Below are 20864 nucleotides of genomic sequence, written 5' to 3'. Positions count from 1 at the left end.
TCCTGGGTCTAGATGCCGGTTTGCACGTCGGTGAAAGGGGTGAAGCGCGCCGCGTCTTCAATGGCCTGGCCGGCGCGCAGCAAGAGGTCTTCGCGGAAGCGCCATGCCATCAGTTGCACGCCGACGGGCACGCCGCTTGCCATGCCTGTCGGTACGGACAGCCCGGGCATGCCGAGCATTGCCGTTGCCAGCAGGGGGCTCTGTGCGTCAAGCAAGGCACGGTTCTCTTCAGGCGTGCGGATATCTGCGTCTTGTACGCTTGGGCGCTGCCACGACACCGGCATCAGCACCAGCGGATACGTTTGCATGAACAGCGACCAGTTGCGTGCGATCGCCTGGCGCCGCGCCAGGGCATCCAGAAAGCCATCGCGATCGGTTTCCTGCATCCCGTCCAGCATGTTGCGCTGGCTTTGCCGCATGGCCTCGTCGCCATGCTGCTCCACCCCGGCGATGATGTTGCGGCGGCTGTCGTCGACCGTCAGCGTGCGCCACAGCGCCGCCGCTTCCATAAAGTCAGGCAGGCTGGCTTCCTCGACGGCGTAGCCCGCTTGCTGCAGCCATTGCGCGGCACTGTCCAGCGCCGCGCTGACCGCGGGATCGACGGGAATGCCCGGACAGCGCCGGAACAGCGCCACGCGTATCGGCCCGGGCGGCAGCGGCAGTTCCAGCGGCACCGGCACCCACGCCGGGTCGCGCCCGTCATAACGGGCCATGGCGTGGTAGCCGAGCCGCAGGTCGGCAATGCTGCGCGCAAGCGGCCCCTGCACAGACATGAGCTGTGGCGTGATGCTGCGCTCGGCAGTGGCCGACGGGTTGTATGCGGGCACCCGCCCCGTCGTCGGCCGCAAGCCGACGACACCACAGGCATAGGCCGGATAGCGAATGGAGCCGCCGATGTCATTGCCATGCGCCAGCGCCCCCATGCCGGAAGCGACCGCGGACGCGGCACCGCCGCTGGAGCCGCCGGGAGTGATATCCGCATCCCACGGGTTCAGCGTACGCCCATGCAGGCCGTTGTCGGTAAACCAGCGCGAGGAATAGGTAGCCGTATTGCTGCGCCCGACGATGATGGCCCCGGCACTGCGCAGGTTTGCGACCACGGGGGCATCCTCACGCGCGATGTTGTGCTTCAGCGGGATCACGCCGTTGGTGGTGGCATGGCTTGCCTGGTCGACATTGATCTTGATCGTGACCGGCACGCCATGGAGCGGCCCCAGCTCCGCGCCCTCAGCGACCTGACGATCCGCGGCATCCGCGCTGGCCAGCGCCTCTTTTGCAAGCACTTCGGGCAACGCATTGAGACGAGGGTTAAGCGCTTCGATGCGAGCCAGCACGCTGGCCGTGACTTCGCGGCAGGAAATTTCGCGCCGCCGCACGGCATCGGCAATGTCGACAGCGCTCCAGCGCCAAAGCGTTTCATCAGGTTTCACGGCAAGGCTCCCAGCATTCAGGCAATAGGAATCCCACCCGCCGTGTCGGATGCGACGATGGCGGTTGGGTGTGCAGAAAAAAGGGGGACGCTAGCGCGTCAGGGGATCAGTCGCCCGGGCTCATCAGCAAGCTCCCTCGATCCACCCGGGATTCGGCCTCCAGGGCCAGGGATTCCGCATGCGCCATATGCTCTTGCATCAGCGCGCGCGCACGCTCCGGGTCGCGCGACCGGAACGCATCGATCAGCGCTCTGTGGCTGTGGAAAGTCTCTTCATCAAAGTCGTCGAAATCATCTTGCGCATTACGTACCACGATGACGCGGCGGATGATGTCGTTGAGCAGGCGGCAGAACAACGCCAGCATCGGGCTGCTGCAGGCATCGGCCAGACGGTCGTGGAACAGCAGGTCGGCCTCGCGCCGCTCGTTCCAGTCCGTGCTGCCGCCATGTTCCGGGTGGCTCAGCCCGACCAGGGCTTCAAGATCGGCGATATCGGCATCGGTCAGGCGCAAGGCGGCGTTGGCGGCCAGTTCCGGCTCAACCGCGCGGCGCAGGGCGTACAGCGTGACGATGTCGACCGACTGGAAGTACAGGAAGTTGGACACTGCCTCCAGGCATCGCTCATAGGGCGGCTGCGTCAGCGTGGCGCCGCCGTTCGGGCCCGTGCTGACCTTGACCAGCCCCTGCGCCTGCAGCGAGGCAAGCGCCTCACGCACCGTCCCGCGTGCAACGCCCATCTGTTCGATCAGCGCCGCTTCCTGCGGCAGCTTGTCTCCGACCGTTTGGTGCGTCTGCACGATCCAGCGCTTGATATCGTTGACCACCTGGTCCGACCGCTTCACGCGTTTGCTGCCCTCTATCTGCGGGGTAGGCTTGGAGTCCATTGCTTCGTATTTATGATCATAATTACTATGATTATGATCAACGAGCGGGCTTTTCCTATGCGGGTATTCCCGGCGGCAGAGGCAAAGCTAACCGGACTTCAGCAAGTCGGGGGTCATAGAGGTGTCGGAGCCGCCGACATTCACGCTATCCGGGCGCACACCGGCGAACGAAATCCGTCGATTCGCCCCATAGGCCTGGTACTGCTCTTTGTGGTGCCCTACCTTACGCATGACAACGAACTTCATGACGAGGTATCCCATGCCCCACGCCTTCCCGCCCAACGACCCCAACGCCATGGCCTACTGGCGCGCGCGCCGCATGGTGCGTGCCCTGCGCGGCTGGTACATCCACCTGCTGGTCTACGCTGTCGTCAATGCCTGGCTTTGGTTGCGCTTCTTCTACTTTCCCTCGCCGGCGTGGTCGCATTACTCCACTACGGGCTGGCCGTGGCCGCTGACCACTACCCTGGCCTGGGGCCTGGGACTGACCGTGCATGGGTTGCTGGTCTGGACGCGGCTGTCGCGCCGCGGGCGTGACTGGGAACAGCGCAAGATCCAGGAATTCATGGATCGCCAGTAGTTCCCTCTGCCAGCGGCGCAGTGGCGCCGCTGGCGCTCTTACATCTGCCGGAACCGGTGCATGTAGGCGCGCGATACCGGCAGCTCGGCATCGCTGTCGCGCATCCTGACAAAGAGCCGTCCCGACTCATCACGGCGCGTGCCGGCCACGAACTCCATATTGACGATGGACGAGCGGTGGATCTGCCAGAACACCTCCGCATCGAGACCGGCGATCAACTCCGCCAGCGGCGTGCGGATCAGGTGTTCGCCCTCGCGGGTATGCACGACCACGTACTTGTCATCGCTCTGGAAGTACATCACCTCCTGGATTGGCACATGGCTGGTGGTATTGCCGCGGCTGGCGCGTACCCAGCGCAGCTGGCCACCGCTTTCCGCGCGCGGCTGGGCGCGTGTGAGCTGGTTCAGCAGCTGGGCCAGTTCGGGCAGCGGCGCCGCTTCCTGCAACGCCTTGCGCAGCCGTTCGATGGTGCGGCTAAGCCGTTCCTCGCTGACCGGCTTGACCAGGTAGTCGACTGCGGCGCGTTCAAACGCATCGAGCGCGAATTCGTCATAGGCCGTGACGAACACCAGCCGCGTATCGGCTTCAATGCCTTGCGCCACTTCCAGGCCGGACAGGCCGGGCATCTTGATGTCGAGGAAGGCAACACTCGGCGATAGCCTTGCGATGGCGTCGGCGGCTTCAATACCGTTGGTCGCCTCGGCGACGATCTGCAACTCCGGCCAAAGGCGTTGCAGCTTGCCGCGCAGATACGCGCGCAGGTGCTCTTCATCGTCGGCAATCAGGGCGGTGGGCGTCATGGGGCGTCTCCGTATCAGGATTGGCGCGGCAGCGGGATGTCGATCAGCACGGCAGTGCCCGGCGCACGCTCTTCGATTCGCACATGGGCATCGCCGTCATACAGTACGGCCAGCCGTTCACGCAGGTTCGAAAGCCCGACGCCGGCGCCGGCCGAGGGGCGGAAGCCCATGCCATCGTCCTCGATGGTCGCCAGCATGCGCGGGCCGCGCCGCTCCAGCCGGACCTGCAGCCGCCCGCCTTCGATCTTCGGCTCCAGCCCGTGCTTGATCGCATTCTCGACCACGGGCTGCAGCAACATCGGCGCCAGCGGCATCAGCTCAAGTTCCGGGTCGACATCGACCGAGTAGCGCAGCCGGTCACCCATGCGGATCCGGATCAGTGCCAGATAGTCGCGCAGAAGCTTCGCTTCCTGCGCCACCGTGCCTTGTGTGGCGCGGCTAGCTGCCAGCGATGCGCGCAGGTAGGCGATGAAATGCTCCAGCATCAGCGTGGCCTTCTGCGGCGCGGGCTCGATCAGGCTGACCACGTTGGCCAGGGTGTTGAACAGGAAGTGCGGTTCGATCTGGGCCTGCAGCAGGCGCATGCGGGCTTCGACCAGTTGCTTCTCCGTCGACAGCGTGCGCACCTGTTCCTGCGCCATGTACTCGGCGATCTTGCGTTCTTCCCACTGTCGCCCGAGCAGGCCGACGCGGCCCCAGGTCATGACGCCGTGCATGGCCAGTCCGATGCCCCAGCCCACAAGCGGCCCGCCGGACCACGGGCGCTGCGGCGATCCCAGCAGGTGGAAGCCGATCAGCAATGCATTGACCGCCACGTAGAGCATGGCGTGCATGTAGAAGAAGCGCAGCGCGCGCACGCGCCGGCGGGCGTCTTCATAGGCACGCTGTTCGGGGGCGGATCGCCAGATGCGGGAGTCTGGGGTATGCACGGGCAGGTGGATGCGGGCGGAGATGCCGCGAGATTACCACCGCGTTGCCGGGTGCTGATACGACATTGGGGGGAGCCGGCAGATCAGCGGCGCGAATCGCAGGAAATCCGGCGCCAGCGCCAGTTGGCGACGCCGTACTCCTCACAAAAAACCAATCGAAAACCACGGCACCAACGTCAACAGCAACAGCGCGATGAACAATGCCGCCATATGTGGCCAGACACGCGGCATGGCCACATCCGGCGATACCCGCCCGATCGCACAGGCCGCATAGAACCCCACCCCGAATGGCGGCGCAAACAAGCCCAGTCCCATCGCAAAGATCACGACCATCGCGTAATGCACCTCATGCACGCCAACAAGCCTGGCGATGGGGAAGAGCAGCGGCCCGAACAGCACGATCGCCGGAATCCCTTCCAGCAGGCTGCCGAGCACAATAAAGGCCAGTGCCGATACCAGCAGGAAGCCTGACTTCCCTCCCGGCACCGCGGACATGATGCGGACCAGGTCCTGCGCGAAGCCCGACTGCGTCAGCGCCCATGCCATGGCGGTAGCGCAGCCGACGATCAGCAGGATCGCGCCGGACAATGCCGCGGTATTGAGCAGGATCGGATAAATCCGGCGGTAGTCGAACTGTCGGTACACCAGCACTCCGGCTAGCGCCGCATAGAAGATGCCGATGGTCGACACCTCGGTAGCCGTCGCCACGCCCTCAACCACCGCCGTGCGGATGATGACCGGCAGCGCAAGCGCCGGCAGTGCCACCACCAGCAGCCTCAGCAGCGCCCGCCGCGATGGCCGCGCGACGCCGCGCATGTCTTCCTTGCGCGTCTGCCACCAGACCACGAGCGCCATCATCACCAGCCCGACGAGGGCCGGCATCAGCCCGCCGATGAACAGCGAGGTAATCGATACGCCCGTCACCGAACCCACGGTGATCAGCACGATGCTGGGCGGAATCGTCTCCGACATCGCCCCCGACGCCGACAGCAGCCCGATCAGGTCGCCGTCCTTCGCCCCCCGCTGCTTCATCTCCGGGAACAGTGCGGGCGCCACCGCGGCCATGTCGGCCGCCTTTGATCCGGAGATGCCCGAAACGATGTACATCGCCCCCAGCAGCACATACTGCAGCCCGCCGCGCAGGTGGCCGATCAGTCCGGCCAGGAACTGGATCATCGCCCGCGCCAGGCCCGTCATTTCAATCAGCCCGCCCAGAAAGATGAACAACGGCACCGCCAGCAGGATCATGTGCGACATGCCCTCCTGCATCCGGTTCGGGATGATGGACAGCGGCGTAGCCGTGGACAGCACCAGGTAGCACAGTGTGGCAAGCCCGAAGGCAAAGGCAATCGGCACGCCGATAGCAACGCAGCCGCCGAGCATCAACAGGAAGAAGATCACCAGGTTGGCGTTGCCCAGGTCCGTCAGTACCGGCGAGAGCAGCCACAACGCGCCAGCACCAAGCGCAGCCGCCAGGCCGCTTACCGCCGTCTGTCTGAGGCTGGCGCACGACAGCAGGCGGATGACGGCGGTCACGAGCATCAGCACGGTCCCGGCAAGGATCGCGCCGGCACGCCAGGCTTCGCTGATCTCCAGGGTAGGCATCTGCACGCCCCGGTGTTCGGCTAGGTGCTCCCATGCAGGCTGCAACAGCAGCAACAGGAACGCCACCACCATCCACATGCCAAACGCATCCAGCCATGCGCGCTTGCGCGGCGGCTGGTTTTTGATAAAGGTGGTGAGCTGCATATGCGCCCCGCGCTGCAGCGCGATGATGGCGCCAAACATTGCCAGCCAGACGAAGAGCAGGCTGGCCACCTCGTCGGTCCATGGCAGCGGCGCGTGCAGCGCATAGCGCGCAAATGCGCCGCCCCCGAGAATCAGGGCTTCGGCCACGACAATCAGCGCGGCCGGCACCTCGACCACGCAGGCCAGCACCTGGCCCCAGCGTGCACTGGCGGTAGCGGGCAGTCGGGCAGGATTAGCCTGGGGCCAGGCGGTGTCATCCATCGCTGTTCTCCTTGTTGTTCTGCAAATGGCTGGTGGCTAGACCAGCGGCCCGGTGTACTTTTCCAGCATCTGCCAGGCCTCCTCGCCGTACTTCCTGCGCCACTCCGCATAGAAGCCCGCTTGTTGCAGCAGTTTGCGAAACGGCGCGGGGTCGGGCTGGTTGAACGTGATGCCGAGCCGGGTCATCTCCGCGCGCGCCTCCACGTCGACGCGCGCGATGTCCTCGCGTTGCTTCAGCGCCGCGGCCGTGAAGCGGGTGGTCAGGGACGCCTGCACCTCGCGCGGCAGCGTCTGGAATTTCCTGGCGTTGCCGAAGATGAAGTGCCCGTCCCAGGTATGCGCGGTCATCGAGCAGAATTTCTGCACTTCATAGAGCTTGCCGCTGCGGATCAGCGACAGCGGCGTCTCCTGGCCATCTACCACGTGGGTCTGCAGCGCGGAGTAGAGGTCCGCGAACGGTATCACCGTCGGCGAGGCGCCAAGCGTCTTGAACATCGACACCCAGAGCGGAATCACCGGGACACGGATCTTGAACCCTTTCAGGTCGGCCGGCGTGTTCACCGGCCGGATAGCCGACGTGATGTTGCGATAGCCGTTGTCCAGGCATTTGTCGAAGACATGCAGGTTCACCTTGCTGAGCAAGCCGCGCACGTAGGCACCCAGCCCGCCATCCATGGCCGCCCAGACCGTGGCGTAGTCCTTGAAGGCGAAGGCCACACCATTGATGCTGGCGGCCGGCACCCGCGTCTGCAGGTTGGTGCTGGCGGTCGACATGAAATCGATCGCGCCGGCCAGCGTCTGCGAGATCATGTCCGGCTCGCTGCCAAACTGGCTGTTGGGATAGACCTGCAGGTCCACCTTGCCGCGGGTGTCCTGGCGGATGCCCTCGGCGGCCTCGCGGAGGCGAAGCGTGCCCGGATGGTCTGCCGGGAATGCCGTGCCGTACTTGAGCTTGAGGGTGGCGTTCTGGGCGAGCCCCCTGCGCACCGGCAGTGCCAGCGCGAGGCCTGTGGCGGCGAGCGCGCCGAACTCTCGGCGGGTAAACAGCTTGGCCATGATGTGGTTGTCTCCTCTTCGTCAGGGGTGTGGCTCAGCAGGACTGCAGTGCGTCCGCACCGCGCGACAGGCGGCGGCGGTCATAGTCAGGCAGGTGTACGCCCGCTTCGGGGCTGCTTAGGCTGCGCTGCGCCAGCCTCATGACGTGCCCCTCGATCGTTTGCGTCGTTGCATCGGAATCGGAATGCGGCTGTTGTGGACCATGGCTGAACGTATCACGGTGAAATGCGGCACACGTGCAGCCGTTTCAGCAGATCCGTGCAGCACATTCGCTTTCCCGCTGCAAACGCCGCGCGCATGCACCTCTGATACGCCCCGAAGCTCAACAGCACATGCGCCGGTTTGCCGCGATCCGTGATGAAGACTGGGACATTGCCGCGCCGGACATTCTGCGAGCGGCTAATGAAGCACGCCGTGTCGTTGCCCGAGGGGCCGTACCAAGACGAGGCTGCCTGGCTCAGTGCCAGCTAAGTCTGCCTGCGTAGCCTCTTCCCTGACCAACTAGCGCGAGCTCCTATGAAAACATCCACAGAACACGCCCTGGCCAAAGTCCCCGAAGTCACGCTGGGGTTCTGGCTGATCAAGATCGCCGCCACCACGCTCGGCGAAACCGGCGGCGATGCCGTCTCGATGTCAATGAACCTGGGTTATCTGGTCGGCACGGGCATCTTCGCAGCGATATTCCTGGCCGCCGTGATCGCGCAGATCAGAGCCAGGCGGTTCCATCCCTTCCTGTACTGGACCACGATTATCGCGACCACCACGGTGGGCACGACGCTGGCCGATTTTGCCGACCGCTCGCTCGGCATCGGGTACGCCGGCGGCTCGGGATTGCTGCTGGCGATGCTGCTCGGCTCGCTCTTTGTCTGGCATCGTACCCTTGGCTCCGTGTCGGTGAGCACGGTCAGCTCGCCCAGGGCGGAGGCGTTCTATTGGGTAACGATCATGTTCTCCCAGACATTGGGCACGGCACTCGGCGACTGGACCGCCGATACGGCGGGCCTGGGCTACACCGGCGCGGCCATCGTCTTTGGCGGCTTGCTGGCCTTGATCGTGGCGGCCTGCTACTGGACCCGTGTATCCCGTACTCTTCTGTTCTGGGCGGCGTTCATCCTGACCCGCCCGCTGGGTGCCGTGGTCGGTGACTTCCTGGACAAGCCTCTGAACGCCGGAGGTCTGGCGCTGAGCCGCTATTCCGCGTCGGCTGCGCTTTTTGCCTTCATCCTGACCGGTATCCTGCTGTTCAGGCAGCGCGCAGCGCGAACGGCGCATTGAACGACGAAGATTGAAGGGAGGCGGCATGCGGGTCTTGCTGGTCGAAGACGATCCCATGATTGGTGAAGCGATCCAGGGCGCATTGAAGGATGCGTCTTATGCGGCTGACTGGGTAAGCAATGGCCAGGCCGCCCTCGCCACACTGGACTGCCAGCACTATGACCTGGTGCTGCTCGACCTTGGCTTGCCAGGCAAGGACGGCCTGGACGTGCTGACCAGCATTCGGGCCAGGGGCAACCCCGTTCCCTTGCTCATCATCACGGCTCGCGATGAACTGGATGACCGTTTGCGCGGCCTGGATGGGGGGGCCGACGATTACGTCCTCAAGCCCTTTGAGATTGCGGAACTGTTCGCGCGGATGCGTGCCGTGCTGCGGCGCAAGGGAGGCAGCGCCGCGCCTGTCCTCAGCAATGGCGCGGTCTCACTTGATCCGGCCACGCGGCAGGCGTCGGTGGGCAGTGAGGCACCCATACAGCTTTCCAACCGTGAGTTCGCGCTCCTGCAGGCCTTGTTGATACGACCAGGGGCCATCCTGTCACGCAGCGAGCTGGAGGATCGCATCTACGGCTGGGGAGAAGAGGTCGAAAGCAATGCCGTCGAATATCTGATCCACGCGCTGCGACGCAAGCTGGGCAGCGAGGTCATCAAGAACGTCAGGGGGGTGGGATGGATGGTCTCAAAGGGCGCCTGAACGCGTCGGTCCAGATCAAACTGTCCTTCACCCTGGCTGCCGCGATTGTGGTCGTTGCTGTCGTGGCGGGCATCTTCTCGTTCATGTCCGCCTTCGATGAGGCGCACGAGTTGCAAGATGATGTCTTGCGCCAGGTCGCGTGGCTGATGCGCCAGCAGCACCTGTCGCCTGCCCCCGCGCCCACAGATGCTGGCCTCAAGGAAAGCAACGAGGAATCGCGTGTGATCGTCCAGCGCCTGGGCGACGGCAAGGGGTCACAGACAGGCGTGGATGCCGGCGGGCTGTTACCCCTGCCCGCGACGCTGACGGATGGTCTGCACACGCTGGACGTCGGCGGCGAGACCTTCCGTGTACTGGTCGGGACAACCACCGCCGGCGAGCGCATTGCGGTAGCGCAGGAGTCCGGCTTCCGGGATCAGATTGCGCGCGAAAGCGCCCTGCGTACCGTGACACCCTTCCTGATCCTCGTGCCGCTCCTGCTGCTGATCGTCGCCGACCTGGTGCGCAAGATGTTCCAGCCTATTGCCGCGCTCTCCAGGGAAATCGACCAGCGTGCCGAGCAAGAGCTGCACCCCATCGACGACCGCCGCCTTCCCTCGGAGGTGCGTCCGTTTGTGGTGGCGATCAACCGCCTGCTCGCCCGCGTTGCGCAGTCGATGGACACCCAGCGCCGCTTTGTCGCGGATGCCGCGCACGAGTTGCGCTCACCCCTGACGGCGTTGTCGCTGCAAGCGGAACGACTGGCGGAAGCGGAAATGTCCGGCGCGGCGCGTGCACGACTGAACGTGCTGCGCCAGGGCATCGAACGCGGCAGGAGCCTGCTGGATCAGCTCCTGACTTTGGCCAGGGTGCAATCGCCTGCCGAATTGCCGACGTCGCCGGTATCCATCCAGGCCATCTACCGCCGTGTTCTGGAGGACCTCATGCCGTTGGCCGAGGCAAAGCAGATCGACATCGGTGTCGAGGGCGCGCAAGACGCTCGGGTGTGGGCGAGTGAGCTGGACCTGATCGCCGTGGTCAGGAACCTGGTCGACAACGCCATCCGCTATACCCCGCAGGGTGGCCGGGTGGATCTTTCAGTCAGCTCGGCAGAAGGGTGTACCGTGCTGCGCATTCAGGACACCGGGCCGGGCATCCCTTTGGCCGAACGGGATCGGGTTTTTGACCCCTTCTACCGCACGCTTGGCAGCGCGCAGGTCGGTTCAGGCCTGGGGCTTTTCATAGTCCGGACAATTGCGAAGCGCATCGGCGCGGATATTCGCCTGGGCTTCTCTGACGAAGGGCTCCAGACAGGCTTGAGTGTGGCTGTCCTGATTCCAGTGAAGGGCCCGTACCAGGCGGCTGAATCGCAGGCCGGTTAGATACACTGGCTTTGCGCCAAGTTCTGCAATCGCGCGTGGCCGGCAAGCTGATCTTGCGGAGGATTGTCTTCCGGGTGCCGGAAGGCATCTTGGCGATGGGTGCCTCAAATGCAAAAGGGGTCGCGCAGACTTCGCGCAACCCCTTCAAATTCTGGTGCCGGCTGCAGGACTCGAACCCGCCACCTGATGATTACAAATCAACTGCTCTACCTGATGAGCTAAGCCGGCATGTCTGGTGCAGACCGCGATTCTACTGCATTGCGGTCCGTTTTGGGATGGCTTACTTCACCACTTTCAGTGCGGGCTTCTTGCCGCCGATGCGGGGCACCGGGGGTGGCGTGTCGTCGTCGCCGGAGTCGGTGCTGGTGGTGCTGGCCGAGGTCTCGGCTTCCACCGGGGCCAGCTTGGGCGGCGGGTTGTTCTCACGCTCGGTGGCGGCCTGGGTTTCCGGCACGCTGCGTTCGACCGGGAAGGCCATGCCCTGCCCGTTCTCACGGGCGTAGATGGCCAGCACGTTCTCGACGGGGACGTCGATCTTGCGCGAGATGCCGCCGAAGCGTGCGCTGAAGGTAATCCACTCGTTACCCATGTCCAGGCCGCTGGTGGCGTCGAAGCTGACGTTGAGCACGATCTCGTTGTTCTTGACGAACTCGCGCGGCACGCTGGTGTTGGCGTCGACGAAGACGGCGATGTACGGCGTGAAGCCGTTGTCCGTGCACCATTCATAGATGGCGCGGATCAGGTAGGGCTTGGTGGAGGTTTCAGACATTGTGCTTCCAATGGCGCCGCGATGGCCCGAGGGCGGATGCGCTCGGGCCGGTGCCGCTTAGCGGCGCATCACCTTTTCCGACGGGGTGAGCGCTTCGATGTACGCGGGACGGCTGAAAATGCGTTCAGCATACTTCAGCAGCGGCGCGGCGTTCTTCGACAGCTCGATGCCGTAGTGGTCCAGGCGCCACAGCAGCGGCGCGATGGCGACGTCGAGCATCGAGAACTCTTCGCCCAGCATGTACTTGTTCTTGACGAAGATCGGCGCGAGCTGCGTCAGGCGGTCGCGGATCGCGGCGCGGGCGCGTTCGTGGTTCTTCTCCGCGGCCTTGCCCTTTTCGTTCTCCAGCGTGTAGACGTGGGTGAACAGTTCCTTTTCGAAGTTGAACAGGAACAGGCGGGCGCGGGCACGCTGCACCGGGTCGGCCGGCATCAGCTGCGGGTGCGGGAAGCGCTCGTCGATGTATTCGTTGATGATGTTCGACTCATACAGGATGAGGTCGCGCTCGACCAGGATGGGCACCTGGCCGTACGGGTTCATCACCGAAATATCTTCGGGCTTATTGAACAGGTCTACGTCGCGGATTTCAAAGTCCATGCCCTTTTCAAACAGGACAAGGCGGCAACGTTGGGAAAACGGGCAAGTCGTACCCGAATACAACACCATCATGGTTGGATTCCTTGGGCTTAGCCGAAGCAGGGTCGGACAGTAAGGTCTGACATTCTGCCAAAGTCCATCACCAGAAAGCAAATTTATGGCAAATGGCGCACTTTCCTGGTGACGTTCTGCACGCTCCCAAGTAAAAAAGCCAGGAGCGGCGCTGCTTTCGCAGCGGCCACTCCTGGCCTTTGTCCTGTCAGGGCCCGGGTTCGGGCCGCTGGCACGGCTTACTTCACGTCCTTCCAGTACGCGGCGTTCAGGCGCCAGGCAAAGACGGTGAACACGCCCAGGAACATCAGCACCCAGACGCCCAGGCGCTTGCGGTGGTTCTGCGCGGGCTCGGCCATCCAGTCCAGGAAACCGACCAGGTCAGCGGCGGCCTGGTCGTACTCGACCTTGCTCAGCTTGCCCGGGCTCAGTTGCTCGAAGCCGGCAAACTTGTGCACCTTCTCGCCGTGCTGTTCCACTTCCGTGAACTTGGCGGCGCGCTGGCCCTGCAGTTCCCACAGCACGTGCGGCATGCCGACGCTCGGGAACACCAGGTTGTTCCAGCCGGTGGCGCGGCTGTCGTCACGGTAGAACGTGCGCAGGTAGGTGTAGAGCCAGTCGTCGCCGCGGGCGCGGGCGATCACCGACAGGTCCGGCGGCTGCGCGCCGAAGAAGGCCTTGGCTTCCTTCGGCTGCATGGCGATGGTCATGGTCTCGCCAACCTTGTCCGCGCTGAACAGCAGGTTTTCGCGGATCTGGTCGTCGGTCAGGCCGATGTCCTTGAGCCGGTTGTAGCGCATCATCGATGCGCCGTGGCAGTTCAGGCAGTAGTTGACGAACAGCTTGGCGCCGCGCTGCAGCGACGACAGGTCGGCAGTGTTCACCGGTGCCGGCTCAAGGGGGAAGCCCCCCTCGGATGCCATGGCAGGTGCGGCGGCAAAGCAGGCGCCGGCCAGCGCGAAGATCGAAAGCAGCTTTTTCATCTTGTGTCCTTGTCCTCTTGTCGGGTTCGCGCTTCGCTCAGTGCGGATGGAACGTGACGCGCTCCGGCACCGGCTTGAACTCGCCGGCACGGCTCCACAGCGGCATGGTCAGGAAGAAGGCGAAGTACAGCAGGGTACCGAGCTGCGACACCTTTTCACCAACCGGCGACGGCGGTTGCACACCGAGGTAGCCGAGGACCAGGAACACCACCACGAAGACGATCAGGATGGTCTTGTGGAAGGCGGGACGATAGCGGATGGACTTCACCGGCGAGCAGTCGAGCCACGGCATGAAGAACAGGATCACGACCGAGCCGCCCATCACCAGCACGCCCCAGAACTTGGCGTCGATGAAGTAGAAGCCCACGGCCAGGATCACGGCGATGGCGATGGCACCGACCTTCACGCGCGCATCCTTGCTGCGCAGGAACACCATGCCGAGCACCAGCGCGAAGAACACCCACAGGATCGGCAGGAAGTTCGACGTGGTGGCGCGCAGCATCGAGTAGAACGGCGTGAAGTACCAGACCGGCGCGATATGCGGCGGGGTCTTGAGCGGATCAGCCGGGAAGAAGTTGTTGGCTTCCAGGAAATAGCCGCCCACTTCCGGGAAGAAGAAGATCACGGCCGAGAAAATCATCAGGAAGCCGGCCCCGCCCAGCGTGTCGTGCACCGAGTAGTACGGGTGGAAAGGAATGCCATCCAGGGGCACGCCGTTCTCGTCCTTCTTGGCCTTGATCTCGACGCCGTCCGGGTTGTTCGAACCCACTTCGTGCAGCGCGATGATGTGGGCAACGACCAGGCCCAGCAGCACCAGCGGCACGGCGATGACGTGGAACGAGAAGAAGCGGTTCAGCGTTGCATCGCTCACCACGTAGTCACCGCGGATGAACAGCGACAGGTCCTGGCCGATCACGGGAATCGCCGAGAACAGGTTCACGATCACCTGGGCGCCCCAGTACGACATCTGGCCCCATGGCAGCAGGTAGCCCATGAAGGCTTCGGCCATCAGGCACAGGAAGATCAGGCAGCCGAAGATCCAGACCAGTTCGCGCGGCTTGCGGTACGAACCGTAGAGCAGGCCCCGGAACATATGCAGGTAGACCACGACGAAGAAGGCCGAGGCGCCGGTGGAGTGCATGTAGCGCACCAGCCAGCCCCAGGGGACTTCGCGCATGATGTATTCCACGCTGGCGAAGGCCACGGGAATGCCGGCGGCGTTCAGCGTGCCGTCCGGCTTGTAGTTCATCACCAGGAAGATGCCGGTAACGATCTGGATGACCAGCACCAGCAGCGCCAGCGAGCCGAAGAAGTACCAGAAGTTGAAGTTCTTCGGTGCGTAGTACTTGGAGAGGTGGTCTTCCCACAGTTGGGTTGCGGGGAAGCGGGCGTCGATCCAGCCCAGCAGGCCGGTCGTCTTGACTTGTTTTTCGGCCGCCATGATCAAGCTTCTCCTTTCTCGTCCTTGCCGATCACGATCTTGGTATCGGTCAGGAACTGGTAGGGGGGTACGTCAAGATTTTGCGGAGCCGGTTTGTTCTTGAAGACACGGCCGGCCAGGTCGAAGGTCGAGCCATGGCAGGGGCAGAGGAAACCGGGATCGGTGCCGAGTTGGGGATTGGCGCCTGAAGCGAAGGGGCCGGAAGGCGAACAGCCAAGGTGGGAACAGATGCCCACCACGACCAGGAGATCCTTGTGGTCTGCACGGGAACGGGTTTCGTTCTTGCAGTACTCAGGGGTCTTCATGGTGAATGGCACGTCGGAATTCGGGTCGGCCACTTCGCCATCCGTCTTCTTCAGCGACGCGAGCATTTCCTCGGTCCGCTTCAGAATCCAGACAGGCTTGCCGCGCCATTCGACGGTCATCATCTCGCCCGGTTTGAGCGCGCCGATATCCGCCTCGACCGGGGCACCCGCGGCTTTGGCCTTCTCCGATGGTGCAAAAGTACTGACGAAAGGAACCGCTACCGCTACGCCTCCGACGCCGCCAGCGACGGATGTCGCGATCAACCAATTGCGGCGACCTTTATCCACGCTCTTCACGTCTTGCTGGTCACTCATTCCAAACCCCAGGGGAAGTCAATTTAGATTTTGCGTCAACCATAAAGTGTACCTTAGACACCTGCGCACTAGATAGGCAGAAAATGCCACGACCATGCGCGATTATCGGACATGCAATCCGGAAAGCGGCGTGCGTGCTTGCGTTCCGGTCAGTGATGCGGCAGGCTTCGAGCTTGAAGCCGTTCATCGCTAGTCACAAGAAGGAGAACCCCCCATGGGCATGATCTCGGAATTCAGAACCTTCGCCATGCGCGGCAATGTCGTCGACCTCGCGGTCGGCGTGATCATTGGCGCGGCATTCGGCAAAATCGTGGATTCTGTTGTGAATGACCTGATCATGCCGGTGATTGGCCGTATCGTCGGCAAGCTGGATTTTTCCAATATGTTCATCTTGCTGGCCGATCCTCCACCCGGCACGCCTTCAACGCTCGATGCCTTGAAGAAAGCCGGCGTTCCTGTATTTGCCTATGGCAATTTCCTGACTATCGTTGTCAACTTCCTGATTCTGGCGTTCATCATCTTCCTGATGGTGCGTGCCTTTAACCGGATGCGCGCCAAGGAACCGGCAGCACCGCCCGCCGCGCCGCCCGAGGAAGTGGTGCTGCTGCGTGAAATCCGCGACAGCCTGAAGACGCGCTGATCCGACCCCGAAAGATAAAACGGCCCCGATGGGGCCGTTTTGTTTTGCGTCAGATCAGACGGGATTTGGAATATCAATAAAGGTATGGCGCAGGCCAAAGCGTTCGGCCACATGCTCACCCAGTGAGCGGATGCCGTAGCGCTCGGTGGCGTGATGGCCTGCCGCGAGATACGCCACGCCGCTCTCGCGCGCGAGGTGCGTGGTCTGCTCCGAGACTTCGCCGCTCAGGTAGGCATCGACACCCGCGGCAACCGCTGCATCGAAATAGCCTTGCGCCCCGCCCGTGCACCAGCCAACGGTGCGGATCATCTGCTCAGGCTCGCCAATGGCCAGCGGCTCGCGCCCAAGCACGCCACCAACGTGCGCAGCCAGCGCAGAGAGCGGCATCGGCGCGGGCAGCGTGCCGGTCCAGCCGAGCTGGTCGTCGCTGAAGCGGCCAGTGGGGGTAAAGCCGAGGTGCAGGCCAAGCTGGGCGTTGTTGCCGAACTCCGGGTGGTTGTCCAGCGGCAGGTGGTAGGCAAACAGATTGACGTCGGCGCCGAGCAGGCGCTTCAAGCGCGCGTGCTTCTGCCCGACCACGCGTGCATCTTCGTTTTTCCAGAAGTAGCCGTGATGGACGAGGATGGCGTCGGCACCCGCCTCGATCGCCGCATCGACCAGCGCCAGGCTTGCCGTCACACCGGTCACCACGTGTGTGATCTCAGAGCGACCTTGCACTTGCAGCCCGTTCGGACAATAGTCCTTGTAGCGGGAAACTTCCAACAGGTCGTTCAAGTACAATTCAAGCTCTTTTGTTTTCATTTTCTGCTCAAAACTCCAATATGTTGCGGCGCTTTTGGCTGTTCTTTGCCCAGGCTGTCACCGTCGTGCTGGCGGTCTGGTTCGTCGTGGCAACGCTCAAGCCTGAATGGCTGCAGAGGGGGCGGGTCGCGGTCCAGTCCGGTTCGCCCATCGTGGCGCTCAAGGAAGTCGTGCCCAACGTGTCCGGTCCTGCAGCCGAAGGGTCTTACAGCCAGGCCGCCCAGCAGGCCATGCCGGCGGTGGTCAATATCTTTACCAGCAAGAACGGCAACAAGCGCTCGCCCAACCCGCAGGCCGAGGATCCGTGGTTCCGCTTCTTCTTTGGCGACCGCCTGCCCGAGCGGCAGGAACCGGTCTCCAGCCTGGGGTCCGGCGTCATTGTCAGCGCCGAGGGTTACATTCTAACCAACCACCACGTAGTCGACGGTGCCGACGAGATCGAGATCGCGCTGACCGACGGCCGCAAGGCCAACGCCAAGGTGGTGGGTTCCGACCCGGAAACCGACCTGGCCGTGCTCAAGGTGACGCTCAAGGACCTGCCCGCGATCACCCTGGGCCGGCTAGAGAACGTGAAGGTCGGCGACGTGGTGCTGGCCATCGGCAACCCGTTCGGCGTCGGCCAGACCGTGACCATGGGCATTGTCTCGGCACTGGGCCGCAGCCACCTGGGCATCAACACCTTCGAGAACTTCATCCAGACCGATGCGGCCATCAACCCGGGCAACTCGGGCGGTGCGCTGGTGGATGCGCAGGGCAACCTGCTGGGCATCAATACGGCGATCTACTCGCGCTCGGGCGGCTCGCTGGGGATCGGCTTTGCGATTCCGGTGTCGACCGCCAAGCAGGTGATGGAGTCGATCATCTCCACCGGCAGCGTGACACGCGGCTGGATCGGGGTCGAGCCGCAGGACATGACGCCTGAGATCGCCGAATCCTTCGGGCTCGATGCCAAGGAAGGCGCACTGATTGCCGCCGTGGTCCAGGGCGGGCCGGCCGACAAGGCAGGCGTGAAACCCGGCGATGTGCTGAGCAAGGTGGATGGCTCGTCGATCACGGACACGACCGCGCTGCTCAACGCGATTGCCCAGCTCAAGCCGGGCGTGGACATCAAGATGACCGTGATCCGCCGCGGCAAGCCCACGGACCTGACGGTGACGATCGGCAAACGGCCTCCGCCGCCGCGCCGTGCGCTGCCGCTCGAAGAGGAAGAGTGAAGCCGGCGTTGCCAGTTCGATGCGAAAACCCGCCAGGCATGGCGGGTTTTTTTATGACCTGATGTTGCGGCTGGCCTCCGGATGCCGGGCATCCCAGCCAGGCAAGATGACGTGGCGCGCTATGGCAATGGCAACGCACACCACTTCGGCGAGGGGCATGTCAGTCATGCCATTCCCCCCTGCACGCACGGCGCCAGGCGCAGTTCTTCTGCATGGACACGTTTTGCGGAACGTGAAGGAGCGGTGGCTTTCGACCCTGCGTCAGGCAGATATCTCATCGGCCGTGGCACTCTGGCATCTCGCCGGTGCACGCCAAGGTCCACATTCACGGCGAAGGCAACTTCAGAAATCAGCCTGCAACCGCCCTCCATGCCCCGGTCGCACAAAAGAAAACGCCGGCATCCTTGCGGATGCCGGCGTTTTTCAAGCCAACCTTAAGCGGGCTGAGGCCCGCTTAAGATTAGAACTTGTGACGCAGACCAACCACGGCGCCGAACTGGTTCGTCGAGCCGTTGGTCGTGCCGAAGCCCGAGCCAGCGATGGAGCCCGGACCACCCGACGAAACGCCCAGGGTCGAGCCATCCTTGTTCTTCGTGTAGGCCACGTTGAAGTAGGCGTCCGTACGCTTCGAGAAAGCGTAGTCCGTCGACACCACGAAGCTCCACGGATCAGCACCAGTGTTGCGGAAGTCTTGGTAGTAAGCCGCGCCCGTCAGCGACAGAGCCGGGGTCAGCTGGTAACCCAGACCCAGCCAGTACAGGTTCGAGACGTTGGCTGCAACAGTGCCGTTCGCCAGCGTGCCACCCGGCAGAAGAGCGTTGTCCAGGGCGTGAGAGTAGCGATAGCCGGCGAACACCTTGGCCGGGCCGAACGCGTACGTACCACCCAGCGAAGCGCGCTGAATCTTGGCACGCGTGGTGTTGGCACCCGTCGGGTTGCCCAGGTTGGTTTCGTCGAAGACCGCGCCGACCGAGAACGGGCCACCGCTATAGATCAGGCTGGCGCTGTATTCACGGCCAGTCTTGTACGAGCCCGGAACTTCGCCGGAGATGCCTTGGTAGGCGTTAGCCGTACCAACGGTGTTGGCGCCCTGGCTGTACAGCAGCGCGGCGGTCAGGCCACCGAACGTGCCGATGTACTTCAGCGAGTTGTCGGCACGGCTCGAGAAACCACCATCTTGAGCGGTGATCGAGTAGTTCGTGGAGATGGCCATCGGGTCAAACTGGAGGCCGAAGTCGTAGAGCGGGGTCTGATGACGACCCAGGGTCAGCTGACCCCACTGGCTGTTCAGACCAACGTAAGCCTGACGACCGAACAGACGACCACCTTGGGCCGACGTACCGGTGTCAACGTTGAAACCGCTTTCCAGCACGAAGACACCCTTCAGGCCACCGCCCAGGTCTTCCACACCACGCAGGCCCCAACGGCTGCCGGACATGTTGCCCGAGGTCAGGCGCACGACGTCGTGGCTACCCGACACGCCAGGCTGGTGGTTCGCGTATTCGATACCAGCGTCAACCACGCCGTACAGGGTCACGCTCGATTGGGCATAAGCGCCACCAGCGGCCAGAGCGGCGACGGCAGCAGCAAACAGTTTCATCTTCATATCGACACTTTCCTTGTCAACTGATTGGGAAATCTTGGTTGCCCAAGTGTTTGGGCGACGCATTTGGCTTCACGTCTGCTGCGTATTATGTGCCAGCCCCCCCGGCCGTCAGAAGGCTTTTTCGGCGTAAACCATGCTTACTGGCGGTTTTTGTTGTCGGGGAGCAACAGGAATGCACCGAGAAATCCCCGTTTTGGTGCAAAAACGGGGATTGGCAGGCCGGAAAGGCCTACCTCAGCGGAGTTAGTCGGGCTGCGTTTCCCCTGAAGCGGTCACTTCAGGTGCCGGGCGGCCGACAAAGCGCGCCATGATCAGGCCAAGTTCATAGAGCGCCACCAGCGGCACGGCCAGCAGCAGCTGCGACAGCACATCCGGCGGCGTCACGACGGCCGCAATGATGAAGGCCCCCACGATCACATAGGGGCGGATCTGCTTGAGCTTGTCCAGTTCCACCACGCCGAAGCGCACCAGCACGATCACCACCACCGGCACCTCGAAGGTGATGCCGAAGGCCAGGAACATGGTCATGGCAAAGCTGAGGTATTTGTCGATGTCGGTCGACATGTCCGCACCCAGCGGCGCGTTGTAGTGCGCCATGAAGTGGAAGACGGTCGGGAACACCAGGAAATACGCGAACGCCACCCCGCACAGAAACAGGACGTAGCTGCTCGACACCAGCGGAACGATCAGGCGCTTCTCATGCTGGTACAGGCCGGGCGCGACAAACTGCCAGACCTGGTACAGCACCCACGGCAGCGCGATCAGGAAGGCCACCAGCAAGGTCACCTTCATCGGTACGAAGAACGAGCCGGTGACGTCGGTCACGATCATCCTGCCGCCCTTGGGCAGCGACTCCATCAGCGGTGCGGCAAACAGGTTGAAGATGAGCGGGGCCCAGTAGACCAGGCCCACGAAGACCAGGATGATGCCCGCCACCGCCTTGACCAGGCGTTGGCGCAGCTCGATCAGGTGGGAAATAAAGGTTTCCTGCTGCGACTCGTCTTGCGGGTCTTGGGGATCTGGGGACCGGGTGTCGCTCATGGCGTGAACCGCTCAGCCGCGGGGGCTGGCAAGGTGGATCGATGCAGCCGCCACGCGGCGGCGCGCGTGTGCGACCACGACTGCGG

21 protein-coding genes and 1 tRNA gene are annotated in these 20864 nt (G+C 63.5%); 6 read left to right on the top strand and 16 right to left on the bottom strand.

The genetic code is table 11. From position 1 onward, the window contains the following. Positions 1 to 8: 8 nt before the first annotated feature. The 3 genes from DN412_RS17770 to DN412_RS43425 all read right to left on the bottom strand — a co-directional run bounded on the left by DN412_RS17770 (position 9) and on the right by DN412_RS43425 (position 2574). A complete protein-coding gene (locus DN412_RS17770; protein ID WP_115212803.1) occupies positions 9 to 1430 on the bottom strand; it encodes an amidase family protein in 1422 nt (473 codons plus the stop codon). A gap of 106 nt (positions 1431 to 1536) precedes the next feature. Continuing rightward, the gene (locus DN412_RS17765) at positions 1537 to 2271 is read right to left on the bottom strand and encodes a FadR/GntR family transcriptional regulator (RefSeq protein WP_244222681.1); all 735 of its coding nucleotides are present in this window, start codon (positions 2269 to 2271) and stop codon (positions 1537 to 1539) included. A gap of 129 nt (positions 2272 to 2400) precedes the next feature. Continuing rightward, positions 2401 to 2574 carry a hypothetical protein gene (locus tag DN412_RS43425; protein ID WP_161564011.1) on the bottom strand — a complete coding sequence of 58 codons (174 nt, stop codon included), beginning with the start codon at positions 2572 to 2574 and terminating at the stop codon, positions 2401 to 2403. On the opposite strand from DN412_RS43425, the gene DN412_RS17760 reads away from it, so the two are divergent. Continuing rightward, the gene (locus tag DN412_RS17760; protein WP_115212801.1) at positions 2573 to 2893 is read left to right on the top strand and encodes a 2TM domain-containing protein; all 321 of its coding nucleotides are present in this window, start codon (positions 2573 to 2575) and stop codon (positions 2891 to 2893) included. The two genes, DN412_RS43425 and DN412_RS17760, sit on opposite strands and share 2 nt — an antisense overlap. 38 nt (positions 2894 to 2931) lie before the next feature. Here DN412_RS17760 and DN412_RS17755 read toward each other — a convergent pair whose 3' ends face one another. The 4 genes from DN412_RS17755 to DN412_RS17740 all read right to left on the bottom strand — a co-directional run bounded on the left by DN412_RS17755 (position 2932) and on the right by DN412_RS17740 (position 7688). Next, entirely contained in the window at positions 2932 to 3693 is a 762-nt protein-coding gene (locus tag DN412_RS17755) for a LytR/AlgR family response regulator transcription factor (protein ID WP_115212800.1), read from the bottom strand. Positions 3694 to 3707: 14 nt separating this feature from the next. Then, complete coding sequence (locus tag DN412_RS17750; RefSeq protein ID WP_115212799.1) at positions 3708 to 4622, bottom strand: sensor histidine kinase; 915 nt, start codon at positions 4620 to 4622, stop codon at positions 3708 to 3710. Positions 4623 to 4763: 141 nt separating this feature from the next. Continuing rightward, positions 4764 to 6632, bottom strand: a complete 1869-nt coding sequence (locus DN412_RS17745) for a TRAP transporter large permease (RefSeq protein ID WP_115212798.1) — start codon at positions 6630 to 6632, stop codon at positions 4764 to 4766. A gap of 36 nt (positions 6633 to 6668) precedes the next feature. Then, positions 6669 to 7688, bottom strand: a complete 1020-nt coding sequence (locus DN412_RS17740; protein ID WP_115212797.1) for a TRAP transporter substrate-binding protein — start codon at positions 7686 to 7688, stop codon at positions 6669 to 6671. 516 nt (positions 7689 to 8204) lie between these two features. Between DN412_RS17740 and DN412_RS17730 the strand changes: the two genes are divergently transcribed. From DN412_RS17730 to DN412_RS17720, 3 genes are read left to right on the top strand one after another with little or no spacing between them, the layout of a single operon-like run. Next, a complete protein-coding gene (locus tag DN412_RS17730) occupies positions 8205 to 8963 on the top strand; it encodes a COG4705 family protein (RefSeq protein WP_115212796.1) in 759 nt (252 codons plus the stop codon). A gap of 25 nt (positions 8964 to 8988) precedes the next feature. After that, entirely contained in the window at positions 8989 to 9654 is a 666-nt protein-coding gene (locus tag DN412_RS17725) for a response regulator (RefSeq protein ID WP_115212795.1), read from the top strand. Beyond that, entirely contained in the window at positions 9630 to 11015 is a 1386-nt protein-coding gene (locus DN412_RS17720) for an ATP-binding protein (RefSeq protein ID WP_115212794.1), read from the top strand. Before DN412_RS17725 ends, DN412_RS17720 begins: the two co-directional genes overlap by 25 nt. A gap of 152 nt (positions 11016 to 11167) precedes the next feature. Here DN412_RS17720 and DN412_RS17715 read toward each other — a convergent pair. The 6 genes from DN412_RS17715 to petA form a co-directional block, all read right to left on the bottom strand. Beyond that, positions 11168 to 11243, bottom strand: a tRNA-Thr gene (locus DN412_RS17715). A gap of 52 nt (positions 11244 to 11295) precedes the next feature. Next, positions 11296 to 11784: a ClpXP protease specificity-enhancing factor gene (locus DN412_RS17710; RefSeq protein WP_115212793.1), complete on the bottom strand. Its 489-nt coding sequence runs from the start codon at positions 11782 to 11784 to the stop codon at positions 11296 to 11298. Between the two features lie 57 nt (positions 11785 to 11841). Further along, on the bottom strand, positions 11842 to 12453 hold the full coding sequence (locus tag DN412_RS17705; RefSeq protein WP_010812311.1) for a glutathione S-transferase N-terminal domain-containing protein: 612 nt from the start codon (positions 12451 to 12453) through the stop codon (positions 11842 to 11844). Positions 12454 to 12671: 218 nt separating this feature from the next. After that, complete coding sequence (locus tag DN412_RS17700; RefSeq protein ID WP_078198090.1) at positions 12672 to 13415, bottom strand: cytochrome c1; 744 nt, start codon at positions 13413 to 13415, stop codon at positions 12672 to 12674. 37 nt (positions 13416 to 13452) lie between these two features. Continuing rightward, a complete protein-coding gene (locus DN412_RS17695) occupies positions 13453 to 14856 on the bottom strand; it encodes a cytochrome b (protein WP_115212792.1) in 1404 nt (467 codons plus the stop codon). 2 nt (positions 14857 to 14858) lie between these two features. Beyond that, the gene (gene petA / locus DN412_RS17690) at positions 14859 to 15476 is read right to left on the bottom strand and encodes a ubiquinol-cytochrome c reductase iron-sulfur subunit (protein ID WP_115212791.1); all 618 of its coding nucleotides are present in this window, start codon (positions 15474 to 15476) and stop codon (positions 14859 to 14861) included. 214 nt (positions 15477 to 15690) lie between these two features. On the opposite strand from petA, the gene mscL reads away from it, so the two are divergent. Continuing rightward, entirely contained in the window at positions 15691 to 16116 is a 426-nt protein-coding gene (gene mscL, locus DN412_RS17685) for a large conductance mechanosensitive channel protein MscL (protein WP_115212790.1), read from the top strand. 54 nt (positions 16117 to 16170) lie between these two features. On the opposite strand, the gene DN412_RS17680 is transcribed toward mscL, so the two are convergent. Next, on the bottom strand, positions 16171 to 16917 hold the full coding sequence (locus DN412_RS17680; protein WP_115212789.1) for a Nif3-like dinuclear metal center hexameric protein: 747 nt from the start codon (positions 16915 to 16917) through the stop codon (positions 16171 to 16173). Between the two features lie 20 nt (positions 16918 to 16937). Between DN412_RS17680 and DN412_RS17675 the strand changes: the two genes are divergently transcribed. Beyond that, a complete protein-coding gene (locus tag DN412_RS17675; RefSeq protein WP_115212788.1) occupies positions 16938 to 18131 on the top strand; it encodes a Do family serine endopeptidase in 1194 nt (397 codons plus the stop codon). A gap of 460 nt (positions 18132 to 18591) precedes the next feature. On the opposite strand, the gene DN412_RS17670 is transcribed toward DN412_RS17675, so the two are convergent. Together DN412_RS17670 and tatC are read right to left on the bottom strand one after the other, a co-directional pair. Continuing rightward, positions 18592 to 19737 (bottom strand): porin, encoded by a 1146-nt coding sequence (locus DN412_RS17670; protein WP_244222680.1) that lies wholly within the window; start codon positions 19735 to 19737, stop codon positions 18592 to 18594. A 243-nt stretch (positions 19738 to 19980) separates the two neighbouring features. Beyond that, the gene (gene tatC / locus DN412_RS17665; RefSeq protein ID WP_115212786.1) at positions 19981 to 20778 is read right to left on the bottom strand and encodes a twin-arginine translocase subunit TatC; all 798 of its coding nucleotides are present in this window, start codon (positions 20776 to 20778) and stop codon (positions 19981 to 19983) included. Positions 20779 to 20864 lie beyond the last annotated feature (86 nt).

The organism is Cupriavidus lacunae (assembly GCF_003353055.1).
Lineage (GTDB): Bacteria > Pseudomonadota > Gammaproteobacteria > Burkholderiales > Burkholderiaceae > Cupriavidus > Cupriavidus lacunae.
This window is presented reverse-complemented; position numbering and strand designations above follow the sequence as displayed.